General features: G+C 72.5%; 21 protein-coding genes. 9 read left to right on the top strand and 12 right to left on the bottom strand.

The window, feature by feature from the left end:
• Window positions 1-93: 93 nt before the first annotated feature.
• Window positions 94-1,335, bottom strand: coding sequence for a DUF2254 domain-containing protein (locus tag NMK34_RS19815; RefSeq protein WP_318334706.1), 1,242 nt, complete (start codon window positions 1,333-1,335; stop codon window positions 94-96).
• Between the two features lie 83 nt (window positions 1,336-1,418).
• On the opposite strand from NMK34_RS19815, the gene NMK34_RS19810 reads away from it, so the two are divergent.
• On the top strand, window positions 1,419-2,258 hold the full coding sequence (locus tag NMK34_RS19810; RefSeq protein ID WP_318334705.1) for a L,D-transpeptidase family protein: 840 nt from the start codon (window positions 1,419-1,421) through the stop codon (window positions 2,256-2,258).
• Between the two features lie 248 nt (window positions 2,259-2,506).
• Here NMK34_RS19810 and NMK34_RS19805 read toward each other — a convergent pair whose 3' ends face one another.
• Genes NMK34_RS19805 through NMK34_RS19790 form a run of 4 tightly spaced genes read right to left on the bottom strand, consistent with a single transcriptional unit; the run spans window position 2,507 to window position 5,241 of the window.
• Window positions 2,507-2,914: a RidA family protein gene (locus tag NMK34_RS19805; protein ID WP_318334704.1), complete on the bottom strand. Its 408-nt coding sequence runs from the start codon at window positions 2,912-2,914 to the stop codon at window positions 2,507-2,509.
• Between the two features lie 19 nt (window positions 2,915-2,933).
• Entirely contained in the window at window positions 2,934-3,575 is a 642-nt protein-coding gene (locus tag NMK34_RS19800) for a GOLPH3/VPS74 family protein (RefSeq protein ID WP_318334703.1), read from the bottom strand.
• Between the two features lie 38 nt (window positions 3,576-3,613).
• Window positions 3,614-4,333 carry an ABC transporter permease gene (locus tag NMK34_RS19795; protein WP_318334702.1) on the bottom strand — a complete coding sequence of 240 codons (720 nt, stop codon included), beginning with the start codon at window positions 4,331-4,333 and terminating at the stop codon, window positions 3,614-3,616.
• Window positions 4,334-4,359: 26 nt separating this feature from the next.
• Window positions 4,360-5,241, bottom strand: coding sequence for an ABC transporter ATP-binding protein (locus NMK34_RS19790; protein WP_318334701.1), 882 nt, complete (start codon window positions 5,239-5,241; stop codon window positions 4,360-4,362).
• Between the two features lie 107 nt (window positions 5,242-5,348).
• Between NMK34_RS19790 and NMK34_RS19785 the strand changes: the two genes are divergently transcribed.
• From NMK34_RS19785 to NMK34_RS19765, 5 genes are all read left to right on the top strand, one after another.
• Window positions 5,349-6,503 carry a sensor histidine kinase gene (locus tag NMK34_RS19785; RefSeq protein ID WP_318334700.1) on the top strand — a complete coding sequence of 385 codons (1,155 nt, stop codon included), beginning with the start codon at window positions 5,349-5,351 and terminating at the stop codon, window positions 6,501-6,503.
• On the top strand, window positions 6,500-7,102 hold the full coding sequence (locus tag NMK34_RS19780) for a response regulator transcription factor (protein WP_318334699.1): 603 nt from the start codon (window positions 6,500-6,502) through the stop codon (window positions 7,100-7,102). The genes NMK34_RS19785 and NMK34_RS19780 overlap by 4 nt, the downstream gene beginning before the upstream one ends.
• 64 nt (window positions 7,103-7,166) lie before the next feature.
• Entirely contained in the window at window positions 7,167-8,048 is an 882-nt protein-coding gene (locus NMK34_RS19775; RefSeq protein WP_318334698.1) for an NAD(P)H-binding protein, read from the top strand.
• 544 nt (window positions 8,049-8,592) lie between these two features.
• On the top strand, window positions 8,593-10,005 hold the full coding sequence (locus NMK34_RS19770) for a glycosyltransferase family 2 protein (protein ID WP_318334697.1): 1,413 nt from the start codon (window positions 8,593-8,595) through the stop codon (window positions 10,003-10,005).
• A 90-nt stretch (window positions 10,006-10,095) separates the two neighbouring features.
• Entirely contained in the window at window positions 10,096-11,319 is a 1,224-nt protein-coding gene (locus NMK34_RS19765; protein ID WP_318334696.1) for a glycosyltransferase, read from the top strand.
• A 255-nt stretch (window positions 11,320-11,574) separates the two neighbouring features.
• On the opposite strand, the gene NMK34_RS19760 is transcribed toward NMK34_RS19765, so the two are convergent.
• The 6 genes from NMK34_RS19760 to NMK34_RS19735 all read right to left on the bottom strand — a co-directional run bounded on the left by NMK34_RS19760 (window position 11,575) and on the right by NMK34_RS19735 (window position 17,439).
• Window positions 11,575-13,365 carry a substrate-binding and VWA domain-containing protein gene (locus NMK34_RS19760; protein WP_318334695.1) on the bottom strand — a complete coding sequence of 597 codons (1,791 nt, stop codon included), beginning with the start codon at window positions 13,363-13,365 and terminating at the stop codon, window positions 11,575-11,577.
• Between the two features lie 83 nt (window positions 13,366-13,448).
• Window positions 13,449-14,735, bottom strand: coding sequence for a serine/threonine-protein kinase (locus NMK34_RS19755; protein ID WP_318334694.1), 1,287 nt, complete (start codon window positions 14,733-14,735; stop codon window positions 13,449-13,451).
• A gap of 308 nt (window positions 14,736-15,043) precedes the next feature.
• Entirely contained in the window at window positions 15,044-15,604 is a 561-nt protein-coding gene (locus NMK34_RS19750; protein WP_013285613.1) for an NADPH-dependent FMN reductase, read from the bottom strand.
• 11 nt (window positions 15,605-15,615) lie between these two features.
• Window positions 15,616-16,554 (bottom strand): ROK family protein, encoded by a 939-nt coding sequence (locus tag NMK34_RS19745; RefSeq protein WP_318334693.1) that lies wholly within the window; start codon window positions 16,552-16,554, stop codon window positions 15,616-15,618.
• A gap of 8 nt (window positions 16,555-16,562) precedes the next feature.
• Window positions 16,563-16,916 (bottom strand): DoxX family protein, encoded by a 354-nt coding sequence (locus tag NMK34_RS19740; protein WP_216935526.1) that lies wholly within the window; start codon window positions 16,914-16,916, stop codon window positions 16,563-16,565.
• Between the two features lie 91 nt (window positions 16,917-17,007).
• Window positions 17,008-17,439 carry a type II 3-dehydroquinate dehydratase gene (locus tag NMK34_RS19735; protein ID WP_318334692.1) on the bottom strand — a complete coding sequence of 144 codons (432 nt, stop codon included), beginning with the start codon at window positions 17,437-17,439 and terminating at the stop codon, window positions 17,008-17,010.
• 333 nt (window positions 17,440-17,772) lie between these two features.
• Here NMK34_RS19735 and NMK34_RS19730 point away from each other — a divergent pair, with 333 nt between their 5' ends.
• Genes NMK34_RS19730 through NMK34_RS19720 form a run of 3 tightly spaced genes read left to right on the top strand, consistent with a single transcriptional unit; the run spans window position 17,773 to window position 20,796 of the window.
• Complete coding sequence (locus NMK34_RS19730) at window positions 17,773-18,936, top strand: DegT/DnrJ/EryC1/StrS family aminotransferase (RefSeq protein WP_318334691.1); 1,164 nt, start codon at window positions 17,773-17,775, stop codon at window positions 18,934-18,936.
• On the top strand, window positions 18,933-20,063 hold the full coding sequence (locus tag NMK34_RS19725) for a Gfo/Idh/MocA family oxidoreductase (protein WP_318334690.1): 1,131 nt from the start codon (window positions 18,933-18,935) through the stop codon (window positions 20,061-20,063). The genes NMK34_RS19730 and NMK34_RS19725 overlap by 4 nt, the downstream gene beginning before the upstream one ends.
• 37 nt (window positions 20,064-20,100) lie before the next feature.
• Window positions 20,101-20,796, top strand: coding sequence for an HAD-IA family hydrolase (locus NMK34_RS19720; protein WP_013477291.1), 696 nt, complete (start codon window positions 20,101-20,103; stop codon window positions 20,794-20,796).
• A 63-nt stretch (window positions 20,797-20,859) separates the two neighbouring features.
• Here NMK34_RS19720 and NMK34_RS19715 read toward each other — a convergent pair.
• On the bottom strand, window positions 20,860-21,708 hold an 849-nt coding region (locus tag NMK34_RS19715; protein ID WP_318334689.1), incomplete at its 5' end, for a condensation domain-containing protein.

The following is a 21,708-nucleotide window of genomic DNA, read 5'->3' as shown; positions in this document are numbered from 1 at the left end:
ACCTGCTGCTGGAGCGTCCCACGATGCCCAGGACGACGCCGACGATGGCGAGCACCACGCCCGATCCGGGCGAGGATGGCGGTGACCGGCGGCTCATGCCTCCCGGTGCACGGTCCTGCGGGCGATGCCGGGCAGATGTTCCGGCAACGCCACGGCACGCAGGTCCGCCAGTACGTCGTCCAGGAGTCGGGTGATCCGCGGCTGGTCGCGTCCGGCCCGCCGGACGTCGTCGACCGCGACCGCGAGGAAGCCGTCGAAGTCCTGCGTCCGCGCCCGTACGCGTGGGGTGCCGTCGGGATCGTCGACGAGCATTCGGTGACCGGGCCGGCCGGCCAGGCGGCGCAGCAGGTCGTGCATCTCCTGGACGCTGCGGACCGCGGTGGTGGTGTCGTTGATCCCGGGTGACAGGGCCCGCTCGGCGATGTCGGTCAGCTGCCGGAACCCGAACCCGACGTCCTGGCCGAGGGTCCGTTCGACGCCGAGGTTCACCGCGACACACGCCCGCGCCTCCGGCACGGTCGTCGGGAAGGGACCGCCGGCCAGCGGGTGGACCGCGATCAACGGTTGCCCGGCGACCACGAAGTCGCCCGGCGCGGGCAGGACCGACAGCGTGCAGTCGTGTTCGCGGGCCAGCGCGGCGAGCCGGTCGAGTTCGACGTGCTCGACCATGCCGGGCTGGGCCGCGGCGATCACCTGCACCGGCGGTGGCAGCGGCGTGACGGGCCTGGCAGCCGGGCCGGCCGGATACTGTTCCTCGATCACCCGGCGGCACTGGGCGCCGACCGCCGCGATGATGTGCGAGACCCGCATGACCGTGGTGACGTGGTGCAGGTAGTAGACGAACAGCCCGCTGCTGGCGAGCACGAGCGTCATCGTCACGGCGAGCGAGAGGTCGGGCAGCCGGGCGTCGGCGCCGGCCGGCAGCGCCGCCAGCACCACCATGGCGAACAGCGCGGTCGCCAGGAAGGTGCCCAGTGCGACCTGGGTGATCCGGTCCTGCAGGAAGGTCCGCAGCACGCGGGGGGAGTACTGGCTGCTGGCGAGCTGCACGGCCACCACGGTGATGGAGAAGACCAGTGCGGTGAACGAGATCATCGCGGTGATGATCGACGACAGCAGCGACCGGGCGCCCGCCACGCTGCTGGGCAGGAACCCGCCGGTCGGCAGGCCCAGTCGCAGCTCGGCCACCGACAGGCCGAGGGCCAGCACTACGGCCCCGGCGGCGAACGCCGCCGGCACCAGCCAGAATCCCGACCACGCCGCCGCCAGGCGGGACCGGAGGGTACGCGGAGCGCGGCTCATCCCGCCGTAGTCCCCGGTACGTGCCTTTTGCATGCCTGCCGACGGGTCTGTTTACCTGGAGGCAGACCTCGACCGGACGCACGAAGGAGGTGGGCCGGGGCCCCGGCGCGCTGATCATGAAGAGCCGACACATCACGGCATCCGTCACCTGCGCCGCCCTGCTGGTGCTCGCGGCCGGCTGCGGCGACGGCGGGGAACCGGAGCCGACCTCGTCCGGCCCGAGTCACACGGTGCCCTCGGCCTCGCCACCGGGAACGCCGACGGCTCCGGCGACCGGCGAGGGCTCCACCGCCGCGCCGGCCACGGCGGCGCCCTCGGCGACCCCGTCGCCGTCGAGCACCACCGACGCCGACGTACAGGACGCCATGCGGCGCGGTGACACCGGCGACCGGGTCCGGGCGCTGCAGGAGCGGCTGGACCGGCTCGGATACTGGGTCGGCGAGACCGACGGCACCTTCGGCCTGCTCACCGAGCAGGCGGTGTACGCGCTCCAGAAGGCCGCCGGCCTGCGTCCCGACGGGATCGTCGGCGCGAAGACCCGAGCCGCGCTCGACGACGGCAAACGCCCGGACGCCCGCAGCACCGACGGCCACCTCGCCGAGGTGGACCTGGACCGCCAACTGCTGATGATCGTCGACGACGGCGAGGTTAGCCGGATCTTCAACACCTCGACCGGCACGTTCGAGCGTTACACCCACCAGGGGGAGACCTACCTGGCGGACACCCCACGCGGCAGGTGGACCATCGACTGGCAGGTCGACGGCTGGCGCGACGGCCCGCTCGGCCGCCTGTACCGGCCGAAGTACTTCCAGGAGCAGGGGATCGCGATCCACGGATACACCAGCGTCCCGCCGTATCCGGCGTCGCACGGTTGCGTGCGGGTGACGCTGCCGGCGATGGACTGGCTGTGGGCGCAGGACGTGCTGCCGAAGAAGACCCGGGTCTGGGTGTACTGAGCGCACACCCGGTGAACCGTCGCGAGGTGCCCCGGTCGGCCCGGGCTGGGACGTTGAAAGCGTTGAGCTTGGACAGCGTCCGCTTTCCGGGCACCCGCAGGATCACCACCAGGGCCGGGTAGACGAGCAGCGCAACGACGAGCAGACGTAGCAGGTCAGCGGGGTTCTTCCACACCATTCCGTGGAGCTACCCGGGTGGTCCGGCCCCTGTCCGTCGCGAGCCGGACCACCTGACGAGGACGCGGCACTCAGCCGAGGACCGCTGTCGCTTCGATCTCCACGACGAACTCGGGCGTGAAGAGAGCCTGCACGCCGATGACGGTGATGGGCGGAGCCGGCGCGGGCAGACCCTCGTCCTGTTGCGCCCGCGCGATGCCGGCGAGCAACTCGTCCCACTTCTCCGGGGCCCAGTCCACGACATAGAAGGTCAGTCGGGCAAGGTCACCGGTGTCCCCGCCCGCGCCTCTGACACCGACGATGATGTTGCGCAACGCGGCGTGGGTCTGACCGGCCAGATCCGGTGCGGCGGGCTTGAAGTCCGGGGTTACGCCGGCCTGCCCGGCCAGCAGAACCAGCCGGGATCCGGTCGCGACGGCGACCGGCGAGTAGTCGGTCTGCCTGAGCAGTCCGTCCGGGTGCATGAGTTCCACGGTCATCTGGGTCTCTCTCTCGTAACTAGCTTCGCGGAAGCACGGTGATGGCCACGATGACGCTGTTGACGACAGTGGCCGTCACGGTGCGGGTCACGGCCTGCGCCGTCGCGTCGGCGCCCCAGTCGCCGCGTTTGAGTTCCTTCGCCCGCGTGATCACCGACGAGGTCCAGGGGATCTCGCGGTGGAACTGCGGGAGGGTTCCGCTCGCCGAGAGCAGGGCCGCGAGCGCGGCGACCCGGGCCGTCGGCTGCACACCGTCGACGAGCGCCTGCCGGACGTCGGCGAGGAGCCGCGCCCGGCGTTCGGTCCGTCCTTCCCGCAGGGCCGTGGACCGGAACAGGCCGAGCACCTTGTGCGGCTGCCGGTCGATGTCGCCTCGCGCGATGAGCCGCTGCAACACCGGCTCGCGCAGGGTGGGGCCGATCGCCGCGAGAACCGTCTGCACTCCCCTCGGTTTCTCCGCGAGGTAGTCCCACGCCGGACGGAGGAGACCGTCCTTCGGTGGACTACCGACCACGCTGATCCGGCTCCGGGGCGCCGTGGTCAGATGGTCGCCGAGGGTGAGGTCGGCGAGGACGGCGCCGCCGAGGACGTAGAAGAGCGTGTTCTCACCCGCGACGGTCCCGGACGCGGGCTGGAACAGCAGCAGGAGGAGGTCCTCCACCAGGGTCGGAGGGTCCGGGCGCTCCGAGGGGGCGGTGGTCATCGGCGGGGCTCCCAGCGGAAGAGTCGGGTGGCGAGGACGACGGCGACGGCGACCCAGCCCAGGGTGGGCGCGAGCAGGAGCAGGGAGTCGGCCACGGCGACGCCGCCGTTCCAGGCGTTCCTGGTCAGTTCGGTGGCTGCGCCGCCGGGCAGCAGCCGTTTGAGCCAGGCGAGGTCCGCGGTGCCGCTGATGCCCACCCAGGTCGCCACGGCGATCACGCCGAGGGTAACGGGCAGGGTGGTGACCTGGGCGTGTTCGGGGGAATTGGTCAGGCCTGCGGTGGCCAGGGCCAGGCCGATCATCATCGCCAGGGTCGCGAGGACCGCGAGCACGACCAGGGCGGCGTTGGCCGGCCCGCCGGCGACGACGGCCAGCGCGGTCAGGATCGCGGCCACCTGCACTACCGCGATCGTGGTGGGCGGCAGCAGCAGGCCGGCCAGGATGGTGGAGTCGGCGACCGCGGTGGAGCGCAGTCGTTTGAGGAACAGGTTCTGGCGCCGGGAGGCCAGAGTGGTGACGGCGGTGGCGTAGAGCCCGAAAGCGGCGACGGTGAACAGGACGATCGCCGCGATGTAGCCGAGGCTGCCGATGGCGGCGAACGTCTCGTGCCGGCGGACGAAGAGGACGGAGACGGCGAACGGGATGATGAGGCTGGTGACCAGTACCAGCCGGTTGCGGAGGATCTGGATCAGTTCGCTGGCGGCGATGGACAACACGGTGGTGCTCCTGTCGGGCCGGAGGGTCAGTTGTTGAGTGCGCGGAAGACGTCGTCGAGGCGGGTCGGCCCGGCCTCCAGTCCCTGCAGCTCGACGGCGTGGTCCTGGGCCCACCGGAGCAGGACGTGCAGATCCTTCTGCAGGGCGAAGGTCTCGACCCGGACCTTCCCGGCGCCGTCGACCGCGGCCGGCAGCGGCAGCGTCGGCACCGCCGCCGGCAGCGAGAAGTTGATGACGGCCGGCAGGCTTCGGGTCAGCTCGGAGACGCTGCCCTCGCGGTGCAGGGTGCCCTGGTGCATGAGCCCGATGCGGTCGGCGCGCTGCTGTGCCTCCTCCAGGTAGTGCGTGGTGAGCACGATGGTGGCGCCGTTCTCGCGTAGCCGGTCCACAGTCGTCCAGACGGCGTCGCGGGAGGAGATGTCCAGGCCGGTGGTCGGCTCGTCCAGGACGATCAGCTCCGGGGTGCCGTAGGCGGCGGTGGCGAAGTCCAGCCGCCGCTTCTCCCCGCCGGACAGCTGTGCCACCCGTCGGCCGGCCCGGTCGGTGAGGTCGACCAGGTCGAGTACCCGGTCGACGTCGTCGGTGCGTCCGCTGAGCCGACCGATCAGGCCGACGGACTCACGAACCGTGAGGTCCGGGGAGAAGCCGCTCTCCTGGAGCATGACGCCCATCCGGGGCCGGACCGCTCGCCGATCACCGGGGCGGTGCCCGAAGACGCGTACGGTGCCGGAGGTCTGCCTCCGGTGGCCCTCGACGACCTCCAGGGTCGAGGTCTTGCCGGCTCCGTTGGTGCCCAGGAGCGCGTAGAGCTCACCGGGGCGCACCTGGAAGGACAGGTCCTTGACGGCGTGGAAGTCACCGTAGGTCAGGTTCAGACGGTCGACGTCGATCACGGGTGTGGTGGACATGCACCTATGACAGCGCGGAGCCGGCCGGACGGTCAGTGGCGTGGTGTCACGACCGGATGTGACGTGATGTCACTGGTCGAGGCCGGCGGTCGCCGGATACTGGGAGGGTGACCGCACCGGCGCCGCGCTTCACCGCCTCGACGCAGAGAAGGCTGCGCCGGCTCAACCTCGTCACCTCACTGCCGCCGGTGGTCTTCGCCGCCGTGATTCTGCTCTACATGGACGCGCGTGCCTGGTGGCACGTCCTCGTCCTGGCGCCGGGGGCGGTGGCGGCCCTGGTGGCCTTCGAACGGTGGGCGGCCAACGACCTGGCCCGGTTCGCCCTGCCCTGCGTGGTCGTCGCCGGAGCGGTGTGGCCACTGGGAGTGCTGGTGACCGGCAGTCCCAACGCGTACTGGGGCATCTGCGCCGTCGGCTCGCTCGCCATGCGCCAGGTCGGGCGGCATCGGTCCCGGGCGATGGCCGCGCTGTTCGCCTACGTCGCCGCCGTCGGGGCGGCGCGGCTGCTGGTGCAGCGCGACGACACCGTGGGCGTCCTGGTCGCCTACGTCCTCGTCCCGACGGGCCTCACCGTGGTGGTGACGTTCCTCACGGTGCTGGGGGAGCGGTTCTACGACCTCATCCGCGAACTCGAACAGACCCGGGAGCGCGAGGCCGAACTCGCCGTGGTCCGGGAACGCGTCCGGTTCGCCAGCGACCTGCACGACATCCAGGGCCACACCCTGCACGTGGTCAAGCTGAAGATCGCGCTGGCCCAGAAGCTGCTGCTCCGGGACACCGATCGGGCGGAGAAGGAACTGCGGGAGACGTACGCGCTGGTCAGCGACACCATCACGCAGACCAAGGAACTCGCCAACGGCCAACGGCGGCTCAACCTCACCGCGGAGATCGAGAACGCGAAGAACCTGTTCGAGGCGGCGGGTATCCGCGTCCGGGTGACCCGGGAGGCCGAGGTCGACGCCCGCGTCAGCGAACTGCTCGGGCAGGTGCTGCGCGAGACGACCACGAACATCCTGCGGCACGCGCAGGCCACCCGGGTGCAGATCACCCTCGCCGAGTCGGGCATCACCATCGTGAACGACGGGGTGAACGCCGACTCCCCGCCGAAGCTCAGAGGGCTCTCCGCGCTGCGGCAACGGGTGGCGGACGACGGAGGCGAGCTGACCGTCGAACTGGCCGACGGGCGGTTCCTGACAGCCGCGGTCTTCCCGCCGGTTCTCCTCGATGCGTCCCCGGCAGCATCGGAGGGGGACAGCCGATGACCACCATCGTGCTCGCCGACGACGAGGTCCTGCTGCGCACCGCCCTGGCCGCGCTGCTGCCGATGGAGGGCGAGATCACCGTCCTCGCCGAGGCCGAGGACGGGCGGACGGCCGTCGAGGCCACTCTGAGGCAACGGCCCGACGTGCTTGTCATCGACCTGGAGATGCCGGGCATGGACGGGCTCGAGGCGGTCGCCGAGATCCGTCGCGCGCGGCCGGAGCAGGTGATCCTCATGCTGACCCGGCACGCCCGCCCCGGCGTGCTGCGCAAGGCGTTACGCCTCGGCATCCAGGGCTTCGTCAGCAAGTCCGCCGAACCGGCCCACATCACCTCGGTCATCGCCACCCTGCACGCGGGTAAACGCTGGATCGACCCGGATGTGTCAGCGCTCGCGGTCACCGAGGACTGCCCGCTGACCGACCGTGAGATCGACGTGCTGCGGGTCACCGGCGAGGGCTACTCGGTGGCCGACATCGCCACCCGGCTCCACCTCGCGCCGGGCACCGTGCGCAACTACCTGTCCAACGCCATGCGTAAGACCCAGACCCGGACCCGCCACGAAGCAGCGCGTTACGCCCGCGAACACGACTGGTTGTGACCGGCGCTCGACCGGTCGAGGCCGTCCGCAGTGTCACCCGGGTAGCGAACCAGAGGAGCTCACGATGCAGCGGAAATCGACCGGAAACGACGTGACCCGGGTGCTGGTGACCGGGGTCCGAGGCAAGACGGGGCTTCCGCTGGCGGAGTCGCTCGCGGCACGGCAGGGCGTCGAGGTGCTCGGCGGCAGTGGTGATCCGTCCACCGTCGGCATCGACGGCGTCCACCCCGTCGCCTTCTCCTGGGACGAGCCCGCCGGGTGGGCGACGGCGACCGACGGCGTCGACGCCGTGTACGTGGTCCGACCGGACCGCCCGGACGCACCCGAACTCGTCGGGGCGCTCGTGGCGCAGACCTCGCCCTCGACGCGGGTGGTCCTGCTGTCCGACAAGGACGGCGGTCACCCGGGCTCCGACTACCCGGCCGGCTGGGCGCCGAGCGTCGAGCGCGCGGTACGCGGTAGTGGCCGCCCTTGGACGATCCTGCGGCCGGGCTGGTTCATGCAGGTCTTCACCGACCCACGCTTCTACCGGCACCAGATCGCCGACTCGGGGGAGTTGCCGTTCCCCAGCGGTGGCGCCGAGATGGCCTGGATCGACGCCCGCGACATCGCCGCGGTCGCCGGGCGGGCACTGATCGAGGACGGACACGCCGGACGGACGTACGAGCTCTCCGGTCCGGTGAGCCTGTCGTTGCCGCGTACCGCGGAGTTGCTCTCCGACGCGGCGGGACACCCGGTGGTCCACCGGGACCTGACCGTTGACGAGGCCGTGGCCGGGACCGAGGGCTTCGAACGAGACCTCAACAGGCTGACGTTCGAGCGCGTACGCGCCGGCGGGTTCGCGGTGGTGACCGATACCGTCGCCCGCGTCACCGGCGCGGCGCCGAGGACGCTGGAGGACTTCCTCTCCGCCAGCGGACCGGCCTTGCGACGCACGAGCCGCTGACGCGGTACTTCGCACCCGCGGGGCAGGCTCCGGCGGGGGCGTCGAGGTGCGGGCGCCGTACGTCGAGATGTCACGACCGGATGGTGACGCGGTGGCACTGCACGCAGCGCTACGCACGGCAGGTCGACCCAGCCCGGATCGTCATGCCGGAGCGCCGAGCCCGCTACTGGGAAGACGCAGCGCTGGCACTACACGTCCGCAGGCGACATTCCAGGCGCTGCTTGCTGCCGAGCGAGACGCCCCGCAGCAGGTTCGCTGCCGGCCATGGGCGCAGCAACTCACCACCGAACTCCTCAGCCGCGACAGCCGCAACCTGCCCGGCGTACCTGAGTGCGCCAGCCGAATCGGGTTGATCCAACCCTCTGCTTCCTGTCGCGGCTGCTGCTCCTGCGCGTGGGTAGGTTCCGGTCAGGCGGCGACTGTCGTGGTGGGACAGTGCACCCCTATAGACCCCTATTGATGCGTGATGATGCCGTCGCGGAGCGTTATCGTCTGACGATGTCGCCGCCCCCGACGGCAAGATCGTCTGACGGAGAGGATCGCCATGTCGCTGCCCACCAACCCTCCGGCGCTGAGCGTGGTGATGCCGACCTACCAGGATCCGCAGTGCCTCGCGCTGACTCTCCGGGCGCTGACCCGGCAGACGCTGCCGCCGGAACGCTTCGAGGTGATCGTGGTCCGGGACGGTGGCTCGTCCGACGGGTACGCCGAGGCGCTCGCCGAGGGCGCCGGTCTTCGCCTGCACGTGCTGGAACTCGCCGAGCGCAAGGGCCGCTCCGTCGCCCGCAACGAGGGGGCGCGCCGTGCCTGTGCACCTCTGCTGGTCTTCCTCGACGCCGACTCGTGGGCGGTGCCCGACCTGCTGGAGCGGCACCTGGCCTGGCACAGCGTGCCCGGCAACGCGGCGGTGCTGATCGGCCGGCGGGACGAGATCGGCCTCGCTGACCTGCCGGCAGTGCTGGCCGGGGAGCCGCACGCGGTCGCACGCGCCTTCCCGCACGGCGGCGACCTGCGGTTCGCCACGGGGCTTCCCGACGACGGGGGCGAGTGGCTCCGGGCCGGCTGGGTCATCGCCTACACGCACAACATCTCGCTGTCCAGCGCGCACTTCGCGCGGGTCGGTGGTTACCGCGAGGCGTTCGGTCTGAGCTACGGCGTGGAGGACGTCGAGTTGTTCTACCGCGTCGACCGCAGCCTCCCCGACGGCGTCAACTTCGGCTACGACGACGACGCCCGGGTCGTCCACCTGCCGCACCACAAGAACATCACCCGCAACTGGATGGAGATGAAGGCCAACTTCCAGCAGGCGGCCCGGCTCTATCCGTGCCTGGAGTGGGAGTTCCTCACCGCCGTCATGGGGTACGAGGCGATCCGGCGCATCCTGCACTATCGCGCGCTCATCGACGAGTGCGTCGAGCGGTCGGCCTGCGCCATCGGGCCCGCCGCCGCGCGCCTCGCCGGCCAGGTGCGGGGGCACCGCACGCTCTGGATCGGCACCGGCCGCGCCGATTCCGGGTTGCCCACCTCGGCGTTGACCTTCGACTACGCCGCACCCATCGGGCGGACCAACTTCCACCTGCTCGGCGTCGCCCCGCCCATGCCGCCGGGCAGCCTGGACGCGGTGATCAGCGTGGACTTCTGGCGGTACCTGCTGTGGCCGGAACTCTGCCAGTTCATCTCGGCCTCGCTGCTGCTGGCCGGCGAGGTCCACCTGGTCGCCACCGCCGACTCGACGCCGGGGATGTGCGCCGCCGACCCGCAGACGCTGGACTACCTGCGCCAGGCGCAGGCCGCGGCCTGCACGGCCGAGCTGCGCGCGGTCGAGGGGCTCGGCCACGTACTGATCCTGCGGCCCCTCCGACCCGCGCCCGGCACCGCGCGCCGGGTACCCGCTCAGACCGCCGCCAGGGCGCGACCCGCTGCCCTGGTACCGGGGCGCTCCACGACGCGGGGATAGCAGATCGACGGTGCGGCCAGGCCCGACAACGCTGTCGGGCCTGGCCCAACCACGCCCGGATCCGGCGCAACAGACGGAAAGGCGAGTATCATGCGCGTACTGCTGTCGACTCTCGGGTCGCGCGGCGATGTCCAACCACTGGTGGCGCTCGCGTCGCGGTTGACGGCCCTCGGCCATCAGGTCCGCCTCTGCGCCCCGCCCGACTTCGCCCGCTGGGTGGCCAGCTTCAGGATTCCCTTCGTGCCCGTCGGCCCGCCCTGGCGCAGGTCGGCGGCGCCCAGGTCGCGGGCCGCCGTGCCAAGACCCTCGCCCGCGCAGGTACGCAAGCTCGCCGAGTCCTCCATCGGCATCCAGTTCGAGGTGCTGTCGGCCGCGGCCCGGGACTGTGACGTCCTCGTCGCGTCGACGGGCCTCCAGATCGCCGCCCGCACCGTGGCGGAGAAGCGCGGCATCCCGTACGTCTTCGCGGCGCTCTGCCCGGCGGCCCTTCCCTCACCCCACCACCCCCCGCTGCCGCTGCCGGTGCTCGGGGAGGTCCCGGCGCCCGCGTCGGCCGACAACAGCGACCTGTGGGCCGCCAACCTGCGGCACGTCAACGACACCTTCGCCGCGCCCCTCAACGCGCTGCGGTCGGCGGTGGGGTTGGGCACGGTCGACGACGTCAGCGACCACATCCACACCGACCGGCCGTGGCTGGCCACCGACCCGACCCTGGCACCCTGGCCGGACGTCGCCGATCCGGCCGTCTACCAACCGGGCGCCTGGCTCCTGCCCGACAAGCGGGCCCTGCCCGCCGAGCTGACGGCCTTCCTGGACGCCGGCGGGCCGTGCGTCTACGTCGGATTCGGCAGCGTCGCCGCACCCCCGGGTCTGCTGGAGACGGCCGTGCGGGCCGTGCGCGCGGTCGGTTGCCGGCTGGTCGTCTCCCGGGGCTGGGCACCGCTCTCGCCGGTCGACCGGTCACCCGACTGCCTGGTGGTCGGCGAAGTGAACCAGCAGGACCTGTTCCGGGAGGTGGCCGTGGTTGTCCACCATGGCGGCGCGGGCACCACGACCACGGCCGCGCGGGCCGGGACGCCGCAGGTCGTCGTACCGCAGGTGTACGACCAGCACTACTTCGCGCGCCGGGTGTCCGCGCTCGGCATCGGCACCGCACACCCCGGCTCCGTGCCGACCGTCGAGTCGCTGACCGAGGCTCTGGGCGCCGCGCTGCGGCCGGAGGTGGCCGCCCGCGCCCGCGAGTTCGCCGGCGTCGTACGCACCGACGCGGCGCAGGTCGCCGCGGAGCGGTTGGTCGTCGCACCGGGAGCCTGAGCGGGCAGCCCCGCCCCGCTGGCTCACGACCGGGCGGGGCCCGGCCACGCCCCAGGCGACCGGTGCCTCTCGCGGCGGCCGGGCACGCCCCGACTCCCGGCACCAGGCCCGGCACCCGTTGTACGCCGAGGTCAGGGCGTCGGCGGACCGGTCCGGTGTCGGGGTGCTCCCTACTCCGACCGGCGCTGCTTACCGCCGCGGCTGCGGAGACCGTCGGTCGCGCCGCGGGCTCGTGGCGAGCGGGGCGCGACGGCGTCAGAAGCTGCTGACCAGCTTCACGAACGCTTCGTCGATCTTGGCGGGATCGGTCGCGTCGAAGGCCTTGCCCGATGATGCCTTGGCGATCCGGTCCAGGGTGGCGAAGTCCGACTCCCGGTCGAAGGCGATGCAGAACACCTTCACCGGACGCCGCGGGTCCAGGGCGACCTCGGTGAGCAGGCGGGCCAGGTCGTTGTCCTGCCGGTACTCGTTCTTGCCGTCGGTCAGCACGACGATCGCGTTGATCCGCTGTGGGTCGTACCGGTCGAGCAGCTCTCGGTGTGCGGCCCGGACCGTCGCGTAGAGCGCGGTGCCGCCGTCGACGTGCAGGCCGGCGATCTTGCTGTTGATCCGCTTCTGGTCGAACTCGCCGAGAGGGATCTCCTCTCGGTAGGGGCTCTTCGGCCGCTTCGGGGTCTCCGAGGAGAACGACCAGAGACCCACCCGGTCCTCGGTGTTGAGCAGCGCGAGGCCCTTGCCCGCCGCTGCTGAGGCGACCTGGAAGCGGGTGCGGGTGCCGACCATCGCCTGCATGGACCCGGACGTGTCCAGGGCTATCAGGATGTTGGCCTTCTTGCGGAGCGTCCGCCAGCCGTCCAGCATCGCGCCGACCACCTGCGGGTCCGGGGGCTCGAAGTAGCTCAGCCCGCCGGTGGGCTCGGCGCCGACGTTGGCGAGCAGCTCCGCCGAGGCTCGGCGCTCGTGGTCCCGGAAGCCGAGGCGGGCGAAGCTCTCCTGCTGGGCGTCCTCGGTCAGGAAGGCCAGGAAGTCGGTCGCCGCCGCCCGCTGCCGCTCGTCGGCGGAGGGCAGCACCACGAACGGGTGGTCCAGGTTGAACGTGCCCTCCTCGGGGTGGACGGCGACCAGCGGGACGTTCGGCCTGCGGCCCCGCTCCTGCCCGTCCTGCCGAGGGCTCAGCGCACCCGTGTTGTAGAGGTCTACGAGTTCCTCCTGGAGGACGATGGCGCTCATGTCGTCCGTACTGCCCGCGCCGCCCGCCAGGTCCGCCTCGGCGAGGCTGCGCAGCAGGTCCACCGAATCGTCGCTGTAGTGCGACACATTGGCCTCGATCCGGCGGACGAACTGGGTGACCGCGGGGTCGGCAAGGTCGGACCGGGTCAGGTCGCTGGACCGTTGCACCGCCGCGTAGTAGGTGGCGATGGTCGCCGCCAGCCCGGAGGTGGACAGGTTGGGGTTGTCCTTGCCGAAGGTGAAGCGGCCCCACTCCGGCTTGCCGAAGCCCGCCCACCCGTCCCGCCCGGACAGGCCCAGGATCTCGCCCCAGCCCAGCGGCCCGCGCCGGCGTATCAGTTCGGCCTTGGGCTGCGGCATCGCGATCACCAGTGGGCTGTTGGCGATCGACGGGTAGCGGTCCGGGGTCTGCGGTGCTCGCCCGGCGGCTTGGTCGAGCAGCCGGAGCTGGCCGGTCCACAGGCTCGACGTCGGCAGCCAGACCTGTGGTTGCGGCAGGCCGGTGCGGGTCCAGCCGGTGGCCAGCGCCTCGGTGGCCTGGCCCGAGTTGAGCGCGCTGACGTGCACCTGGGCGCAGCCACCGCCGTCGATCGACCGGCTGCTGCGGTTGTAGCGCTCGGCCAGGTCGACCAGCAGCGCCGCCTTCTCCGTCGACGAGTTGACCTGGAGGGTGGTGGCGCAGTCGGTGCGGGGCACCTCGCTGCCCGCATCGCGCTGCTGGACGAACACGAAGGCCCCGGCGATGGCCACCAGCCCGGCGGTGACGGCGGCGGTGTAGGGCAACCACTGCCGCGTGCGGGTAACGGATGGGGTCATCGGGGCGTCCTCCTCGGCGGGGGCTGATGGCCGTCAACCTATCGATCCGGCGCCAGCCGGCGGCCCGGACCCCTGCCGCGGCGTCACGGGCGGTCGGACCGTCCCCCGACCGCCGTAGCGACCAGCAGCCGGACCAGGTAGACCACGACGAAGGCGACCGCCCCGGCTGCGGCGGCCGGGCCGATCGCGCTCGACGCGACGTAGCCGGCGGCGGCGCCGGCCGAGCCGAGGAAGAGCGCTGTCGAGATGCCCCAAGCGTCGAGGGCCTCACGACGCAGTCGCCGCAACGCGCCGCCGGACCCGTTGCCGACGCCGGGCTCCGTCGCCGGCAGGTACGCCGGCTGGGTCGTCATCTGTGGGTGTGCCGGCTGCGTCGGCCGGGCCTGGGTCGGCACCGTCGGCTGTGGCTGTGGCTGCGTCGGGCGCGGCTGCGGTGCCGTCGGCGTGATCCGGGGAAGGGGATGGTTCGGCGTCGGTGTGCCCGCGGTCTCGTTGCCGACCTCGAGCAGGCTCTCCCGACGTAGCGGCACGGTGGCCGTGGCGTCCTGCCGCAGCAGCCGCACCAGCACCTGCTCGGCACCCGGCCGATCCGCCGGATCCTTCGCCAGGCACTCCCGGATCAGCTCGTCCAGCACGGGAGGCAACGCCGGCAGGTCGGGCGGATCGTGCAGCACCCGGTGCATCACGGCGAAGAGCGAATCATTGCCGAAGGGTGGCCGGCCACCGGCAGCGAACGCGATCGTGGCCGCCCAGGCGAAGACGTCGCAGGGCGGACCGACCGCGTCGTTGCGGAACCGCTCGGGTGCCATGTACGCGGTGGTCCCCATGACCCGGCTGGACGCCGTCTCGGTCACGCCCAGCGCGCGAGCGATGCCGAAGTCGATCACCCTGGGGCCGTCCTTGCCCAGCACCACGTTGTCCGGCTTCAGATCGCAGTGCACCACGCCGGCACTGTGGATCGCGGCGAGCGCGGTGACAGTGCCGACCGCGAGCCGGTGCAGGGCGTTGCCGGTCACCGGGCCGTGTTCGCGGACGTGCCGGTGCAGGGTCGGGCCTTCGATGAACTCACTGACCACGTAGGGACGCTCGCCGTCGACCTCGGCGAAGAGCACCTGCGCGGTGCAGAACGGAGCGACCCGGCGCGCGGCGGCGATCTCCTTCACGAACTGCGACCGCGCCCGTGCATCAGTCAGATCGACGTTGACCATCTTGACCGCGACGCGGTCACCAGCGTCGTCCTCACCGAGGTAGACGACCCCCTGCCCACCCGCGCCCAGCCGGCCGAGCAGCCGATACCGGCCGGCGGTGACCGGGTCGTACGTCCACAGCTTCGCCAATCCTGGCACCGGCGTGCCGGCCGGTTCTGACATCCCGACTCCATCAGTGTCGTGCCCGGCCACCGGCGGCGCAGGACACGGCCATCGTGCCATGCCGCAGCGGTGACAGAGGACAGCCGATCATGGGTGGAGGCCACCACCGCCGGTGGTCTCGCGGTGGCGGTCGCCGCACTACGCGGGGTCGGCCCGGCCTACGACGGCGGGCGTCGCTCCAGGGTGTCCCTTCGTCCTCCGCCGTGGCCGATGCGGGCTCGTTTCCCGCCGTGCCGTGCCGTGCCGGGGCCGGGCGGGTCGACGCCGGTGCCCGAGCCCGGTCGCCGGCCCGCGCAGCCGCAGCGGCGTCAGGCCCGGCGCAGCGTCCGCAGTGTGCCGGCCCAGGCGACCACCTCGTCGAGCATGGTGCCGAGGGCCTGCTCGTGGTGCGCGGCCGGCCGGAAGTCGCGGAAGTTGACGAAGTCGGTCGTCAGCGAGAGCGCGACCTGGGAGCGGACGTCGGCGACGCCGAGCTGCCCGAGCACCAGCCGCAGGTGCTCCGCCGCCCGGGTGCCGCCGTGCACGCCGTAGCTGACGAGGCCGGCGGCGGCGTGCTGCCACTCCTGGTAGAGGAAGTCGAGGGAATCCTTCAGCGCGCCCGGGATGGAGTGGTTGTACTCCGGCGTGACGAAGACGAAGCCGTCGAACCCGGCCACGGTCGTCGCCCAGCGGCGCACGGCCGGGCGTCGCGACGGCGCCATCGACGGCGGCAGCACCTCGTCGAAGTGTGGCAGGGCGTAGTCGGCGATGTCGACCAGCTCGACAGTGGCGTCGCCCCGCTTGGCGGCGACGTCGCGCACCCAGCGGGCCACGGCGTCGGCCTTGCGGCCGGGTCGCGTGCTGCCGACGATGACACCGATCCTGACCATGCTGCTCTCCTCTACGCGATGGGGACGGGGCGCGCGGGAGCCGGCGTGCCGGTCAGGTCACGAGCCAGCTCCACCGCGCCGTGCAGGGACGACAGCCCGCCGAGGGCGGCGGGCTGCACCGGTGGCGCCGGGCGCCCGGGCCGGCCGGCGCGGCGTGCCCGTTGCGCGACGAGCGGCACGAAGCCGGGCAGTCCGGCGGCGAACCCGCCGCCCACGATTGCCAGCGCCGGATCGAGGATCTCGCCGAGGCTCACCACCGCCGCCGCCAGCGCCCGGCAGCTCTCCTCGACCGCCGCCACCGCCCAGGGCTCGCGCCCGTCGAGTCCGGCCCGTAGGTCATCGAAGCCCACCTCGCCGCCCCGGCGGGCGGCGGCGCGGCGCAGGGTGGCGGGGCCGGACGCGACGGACTGGAGGCAGCCGTGCCGGCCGCAGTCGCAGCGCTCACCGTCGAGGGCGACGACCATGTGGCCGATCTCGGCGGAGGACCGGCCCGGCACCGGCCGGCCGGCCAGCACGACGCCGCCGCCGATCCCGGTGCCGACGCCCAGGTAGACCACGTCGTCCGCGCCGGCGCAGCGCGCCTCGGCCAGGGCGGCGAGATCACCGTCGTCGGCGACGGCGGTCGCCGCGTCGGGAAAGAGGCGGCGCAGCGCGCCGGTGAGGTCGAGGCCCGCCCAACCGGGGCGCCCAGGCCAGGTGGTGACGGTGCCCCCGGTGTCAGTGGTCGCCGGCATGGCCACCCCGACCGCGTCCACCGGTCCCCACCGGTCGAGCAGCCGGTCCACCTCGACGGCCAGCACCGTCAGGTCGTCGGCCGGGTCGGCGGCCCCACGGGGCCAGCGGAAGGTCCGGTCGTACGCCGGCCGCCCGGGTGCCTCCGCGTGCAACGCGACCTTGGTGCCGCCGACGTCGATGCCGAGGACGCCGCCGTGGCGCTGCGGACCGGACACGGCCGGCCTCAGCCCAGCCGCACGTGCAGGTAGACGAGCGCCAGGGCGGCCACGGCAAAGATCACCGGCGTCAGGATCGTCGCGGCCGGGTCCTTCGCCCGGGCGTGGTAGACGACCGCGCCCGTCATCTGCAGGGCGAGACCGATCGCCGCCGCGATGCCGAGGGGCGGCCAGAGCAGGCCGAGCAGCAGCCCGGCGACCGCGGCGAGTTCCAGCACCCCCAGCACGCGGGTCAGCCCCGGCGAGACGCCGAGGTGGTCCATCCGCTCGCGCATCTGTGCCTGCCCGGTGAGCTTCGGCACGGCGGTGCCCACGAACACGGCCGCGAGGACGAGGGTCAGGACGAGGACGGGAATCTCCACGTGAGGTCCTTCGGGAAGAGTCGGGACGTGCGGACGACCGTACCGCCGGCACGCCGGCGCCCACGGCACCGGACGGCGGGGTGCCCGGTCGTCATCGGACGGTCGCGGTGAGGGCGCGCGCGGCCAGCCGGTAGCCCAGCGCTCCGAGCCCGACGATCACCCCGCTGGCCAGCGGGGCGATCACCGAGTCGTGCCGGAAGCTCTCCCGCGCCCACACGTTGGACAGATGCACCTCGACGAAGGGCCGGGGGTAGTTGGCCAGCGCGTCGCGCAGGCTCCAGCCCGCGATCATCAGGGCACCCGGGTTGACGATCGCGCCCACCGTGTCGTAGCTGTTCTGGATCGTACGGATCAGCGCACCCTCGCAGTCGTGCTGCTCGGCGACCACACCCCAGCCCCGGGCGGCGACCTCCTCGCCGACGGCACGTTCGATGTCCTCGAGGGTGTCGGTGCCGTAGATCTCCGGTTCCCGCCGGCCGAGAATGCCCAGGTTCGGGCCGTTCAGCAGCAGTACGTCCGACACGCTTCACCTCGTGGGGCCCGGCCCTGGTCCCGCAGAGCCTGATGACTGGTCACCGCAGTCTTACTACGCCGACGGCTCCCGGCGAACCGGCGGCGCCCGACGTGCGGGCGGACTAAGGGGTGGCTAGGGGCTGTTAGGGGCGGTGACCGCGTATCCGCGTCGGTTACCGTCCTCCCTGCTGAAGCGACGCCGCCGGCTCCAGACGGAGGCGTCACGCACCGCGCGGCCATCCGGTGCGCCGCTGCGCCCGGACCGCGCACCGGCGGTCTCGGGTCGTCCCGCCCGATGGTCCGCCCAAGCCCCTGGTCTGCCCGAGTTGGGAAGTGGGAAGTCATGAGTGGTCAGCCCTCGACGGTGTCCGAGTTCCCCGAGTGGCCGCAGTACGGCGACGAAGAGCGAACCGGACTGATCCGCGCCCTCGAACAGGGTCAGTGGTGGCGGATGGGCGGCAGTGAGGTCGACTCCTTCGAGCGGGAGTTCGGTGACTACCACGGCAGCCCCCACGCGCTTGCCGTCACCAACGGCACCCACGCGCTGGAAGTCGCGCTGGAGGTGCTCGGCGTCGGCCCCGGTACGGAGGTGATCGTCCCGGCGTTCACGTTCATCTCGTCCTCGCTGGCCGCGCAGCGTCTCGGCGCGGTCGCCGTGCCGGTCGACGTCGACCTGGACACGTACTGCGTCGACCCCGCCGCCGTCGAGGCCGCGATGACCCCGCGTACCAAGGTGATCATGCCGGTGCACATGGCCGGGCAGTTCGCCGACATGGACGCGCTCGACAAGCTCGCCGCCGACGCCGGGGTGGCACTGCTGCAGGACGCGGCACACGCCCACGGTGCGCAGTGGCGCGGCCGGCGGGCCGGTGCGCTCGGCTCGGTGGCCGCCTTCAGCTTCCAGAACGGCAAGCTCATGACCGCCGGCGAGGGCGGAGCGGTCGTCTTCCCCGACGAGGAACTGCGCGAGCGGGCATTCCTCGTGCACAGCTGCGGCCGGCCCCGCACCGACCGCGAGTACCTGCACAGCACCACCGGCTCGAACTACCGGATGAGCGAGTTCACCGCCGCTGTGCTACGCGCCCAGCTGACCCGCCTCGACGAGCAGATCGCGCTGCGCGAGCAGCGCTGGCCGCTGCTGTCGAGCCTGCTCGCCGAGATCCCGGGCGTCGTCCCGCAGGCGACCGACCCCCGCACCGACCGCAACCCGCACTACATGGCGATGTTCCGTATCCCCGGGATCGGCATCGAGCGCCGCCGTGCCGTGGTGGACGCGCTCATCGCCCGGGGCGTCCCGGCGTTCGTGGCGTTCCGGGCGATCTACCGGTGCGAGGGCTTCTGGATGTCCGCCGCGCCCGACGAGTCGGCAGAGGTGATCGCGGCCCGCTGCCCCAACACCGAGCAGATCCACTCCGACTGCGTCTGGCTGCACCACCGCACCCTGCTCGGCACGGAGCAGCAGATGCACGAGATCGCCGCCGTGCTCGCCGACGTCCTCGCCGGATGACGGCCCGGCCCCCGGCCGCGGCCGGCCGGCCGGTGCGGGTCGCGGTGGTCGGCCTCGGCTGGGCCGGGCGGGAGATCTGGCTGCCCCGGCTCGCCGCACACCCCGGCTTCGAGGTGGTCGCCGTGGTCGACCCGCAGCCCGTGGTGCGCGATCAGGCCCACGACACCCACGCCGTCGCGTCCGCGTACGCCGACGTCGAGGACCTGCCCGCCGGAACGGTCGACCTGGCGGTGGTCGCCGTACCGAACCACCTGCACGCGGTCGTCGCCGTCCGGCTGCTGCGCCGGGGCGTACCGGTGTTCCTGGAGAAGCCGGTCTGCCTGACCTCCGCCGAGGCGGGCATCCTGGCCGACGCGGAGCGCGACGGCGGCGCGGTGCTGCTGGCCGGCAGCGCCGCCCGTTACCGGGCCGACATCCGGGCGCTGGCCGACGTGGCCGGCGGGCTGGGCCCGATCCGGCACGTCGATGTGGCCTGGGTTCGCGCCCGAGGGGTGCCCGACGCGGGCGGCTGGTTCACCCGCCGCGACCAGTCCGGCGGGGGCGCGCTGGTGGACCTCGGCTGGCACCTGCTCGACACGGTGCTGCCGCTGCTCGGCCCGGCCCGGGTCACTCACGCGATCGGCAGCGTCTCGGACGACTTCGTCAACGACAGCGCCGCCCATGCCGCCTGGCGCGGCGGGGCCGACACCGCAGGCCACGTTCCCGGCGACGTCGAGGACACCGCCCGGGGGTTCCTGCTCACCGACACCGGCGCCTCCGTCGCCCTGCACGCCTGCTGGGCCTCGCACGAGTCGCTGGACCGCACCACCGTCACCGTGCACGGCGCCGCCGGGTCGGCGACGCTGCGCTGCACCTTCGGCTTCAGTCCCAACCGAGAGCCCACGCCGGTGCTGACGCGTACCCGCGACGGCCGGACCGTGCGGCTGCCGCTGCCCGGGGAGCCGATCGGCGCGGAGTACGACCACCAGCTCGACGCCCTGCCCGGGCTGCTCGCCGACCCGGCTGCCCGGGGCGCGGCCGTCGTCGAGGCCCGCCGGACCATCGACATCATCGAACGGATCTACCAGTGCGCCCGGCCCACCCGGCCGGAGCGCCAGCACGCACTGGTGGGCCATCGCGCCGGGTGAGAACCACCGCCGGCCCCAACCCCTTCCGGGAGCAGCCATGAGCCGTCCATCGTCCACAGTCGAGGTTACCCCGCCGTCGCCGGCGCGCGGCCCGATCCGCGCGGTCGTGTTCGACCTCGACGGCGTCATCGTCGACAGTTCGGCAGTCATGCGTGAGGCGTTCAGCATCGCGTACGCCGAGGTGGTGGGCGACGGGCCGGCACCGTTCGAGGAGTACAACCGGCACATGGGCCGGTACTTCCCGGACATCATGCGCCTGATGGGGCTGCCCCTGGAGATGGAGGAGCCGTTCGTCCGCGAGAGTTACCGGATGGCCCACCTCGTGCCGCTCTTCCCCGGCGTCCGGGAGACCCTGGAGACCCTGCACTCGCGTGGCATCCGAATGGGGATCGCCACCGGCAAGGCCGGCCCGAGGGCCCGCTCCCTGCTCGACCAACTCGGCGTGCTGGGCCTCTTCGGCCAGGTCATCGGCTCCGACGAGGTGGCCCGTCCCAAGCCTGCCCCGGACATCGTGCTCCAGGCACTGGGCAACCTCGACGTGCCGCCGCACGAGGCCATGATGGTGGGCGACGCGGTGATCGACCTGCTCAGCGGCCGGGACGCCGGGGCGACGGCCGTCGCCACGACGTGGCACGGCGGGGACATCGCGGCGCTGCTCGCGGCCGGTCCCGACCTGGTCGTGCACGCCCCGGCGGAGTTGCTGGCGCACTGCCCGGCGGCCCTCGTCCACTGACCCGGACCGGAGCGCGCCGGGCTGCTCGCGCGAGCAGCCCGGCGTGCTGCCGCCGAGCGGTGGTCAGCGCGTGTCGCTGACCACCTCGGGGCCGGCTTCCAGGAAGCGCAGCATGCCGGTGGCCAGGATCTCGGCGGCGGGGGCCGGGACCAGGTCGGTACGGATGGTGACCCGCAGGAGGACACTCTCGTCGCCGGGCAGCACCTCGGCGACGCAGGCACCGGACCACTCCCGGGCGTACGGCTCGACGACCTCCTCGGTCCGGCAGCCGGGCAGGTCCAGCGGGAGGACGAGGTTGTCCTGGTAGGCGAACGAGGGCAGGCTGTTGATCACCTCGCGGGGCAGGTCGAGGACCGGGTCGTCGGTGACCATCTCCAGGAAGGAGACGTCCTGGGCGGCCATCAGCTCGTCCGCGGTCTGCTGGAGGGCGCGCATCAGATCCTTCTCCGGGCCGCCGAACCGGACCCGGAGACAGTTGCTGCTGATCCTGCTCGTGAACGCGGAGTCGAGGACGCGGCTGCCGCGCTGGGCGACGATCATCAGCAGGGCGATGTCGTCCTGCCCGTGGATGGCGCGCAGCGCCGAGGCGTAGGCGGCGGCGAAGTAGGTGGACCGGCTGAAGCGGTGTTCGACGGCGGCCCGGTCCCAGCGCCGCACCAGCTCGGGCGAGACGGCGACGATGTGCCCGGTCTTGGGGCCCCAGGTCGGGGTCTGTTCCAGGATCTCCTGCGGCCGGCCTTCGCCTTGGCGGGGTAGGTCGCGTAGTTGTTCGCGCCAGTAGGTTCGTTGGGTTTGCAGGTCGGCGGCGTTGCGGAGGCGGGTGTGTTCGTCGTAGGACTGGTGCAGTGTGGGTGCGGGGTGGGTCCAGGTGGGTTGTTGAACGGGTAGCCGCCGTAGTACCAGCCGTACCGG

The sequence above is a fragment of the Micromonospora sp. BRA006-A genome (genome assembly GCF_033433935.1).
GTDB classification, from domain to species: domain Bacteria; phylum Actinomycetota; class Actinomycetes; order Mycobacteriales; family Micromonosporaceae; genus Micromonospora; species Micromonospora aurantiaca.
The sequence above is the reverse complement of the archived record's forward strand: the minus strand, read 5'-3'. Positions and strand labels throughout refer to the sequence as shown.

What these genes read in the sequence shown, in the direction of transcription:
- NMK34_RS19815 (WP_318334706.1), bottom strand. Translation starts at nt 1,335, where the DNA reads ATGCAAAAGGCACGTACCGGGGACTACGGCGGGATGAGCCGCGCTCCG.
- NMK34_RS19810 (WP_318334705.1), top strand. Translation starts at nt 1,419, where the DNA reads ATGAAGAGCCGACACATCACGGCATCCGTCACCTGCGCCGCCCTGCTG.
- NMK34_RS19805 (WP_318334704.1), bottom strand. Translation starts at nt 2,914, where the DNA reads ATGACCGTGGAACTCATGCACCCGGACGGACTGCTCAGGCAGACCGAC.
- NMK34_RS19790 (WP_318334701.1), bottom strand. Translation starts at nt 5,241, where the DNA reads ATGTCCACCACACCCGTGATCGACGTCGACCGTCTGAACCTGACCTAC.
- NMK34_RS19780 (WP_318334699.1), top strand. Translation starts at nt 6,500, where the DNA reads ATGACCACCATCGTGCTCGCCGACGACGAGGTCCTGCTGCGCACCGCC.
- NMK34_RS19775 (WP_318334698.1), top strand. Translation starts at nt 7,167, where the DNA reads ATGCAGCGGAAATCGACCGGAAACGACGTGACCCGGGTGCTGGTGACC.
- NMK34_RS19770 (WP_318334697.1), top strand. Translation starts at nt 8,593, where the DNA reads ATGTCGCTGCCCACCAACCCTCCGGCGCTGAGCGTGGTGATGCCGACC.
- NMK34_RS19765 (WP_318334696.1), top strand. Translation starts at nt 10,096, where the DNA reads ATGCGCGTACTGCTGTCGACTCTCGGGTCGCGCGGCGATGTCCAACCA.
- NMK34_RS19760 (WP_318334695.1), bottom strand. Translation starts at nt 13,365, where the DNA reads ATGACCCCATCCGTTACCCGCACGCGGCAGTGGTTGCCCTACACCGCC.
- NMK34_RS19755 (WP_318334694.1), bottom strand. Translation starts at nt 14,735, where the DNA reads ATGTCAGAACCGGCCGGCACGCCGGTGCCAGGATTGGCGAAGCTGTGG.
- NMK34_RS19750 (WP_013285613.1), bottom strand. Translation starts at nt 15,604, where the DNA reads ATGGTCAGGATCGGTGTCATCGTCGGCAGCACGCGACCCGGCCGCAAG.
- NMK34_RS19730 (WP_318334691.1), top strand. Translation starts at nt 17,773, where the DNA reads ATGAGTGGTCAGCCCTCGACGGTGTCCGAGTTCCCCGAGTGGCCGCAG.
- NMK34_RS19725 (WP_318334690.1), top strand. Translation starts at nt 18,933, where the DNA reads ATGACGGCCCGGCCCCCGGCCGCGGCCGGCCGGCCGGTGCGGGTCGCG.
- NMK34_RS19720 (WP_013477291.1), top strand. Translation starts at nt 20,101, where the DNA reads ATGAGCCGTCCATCGTCCACAGTCGAGGTTACCCCGCCGTCGCCGGCG.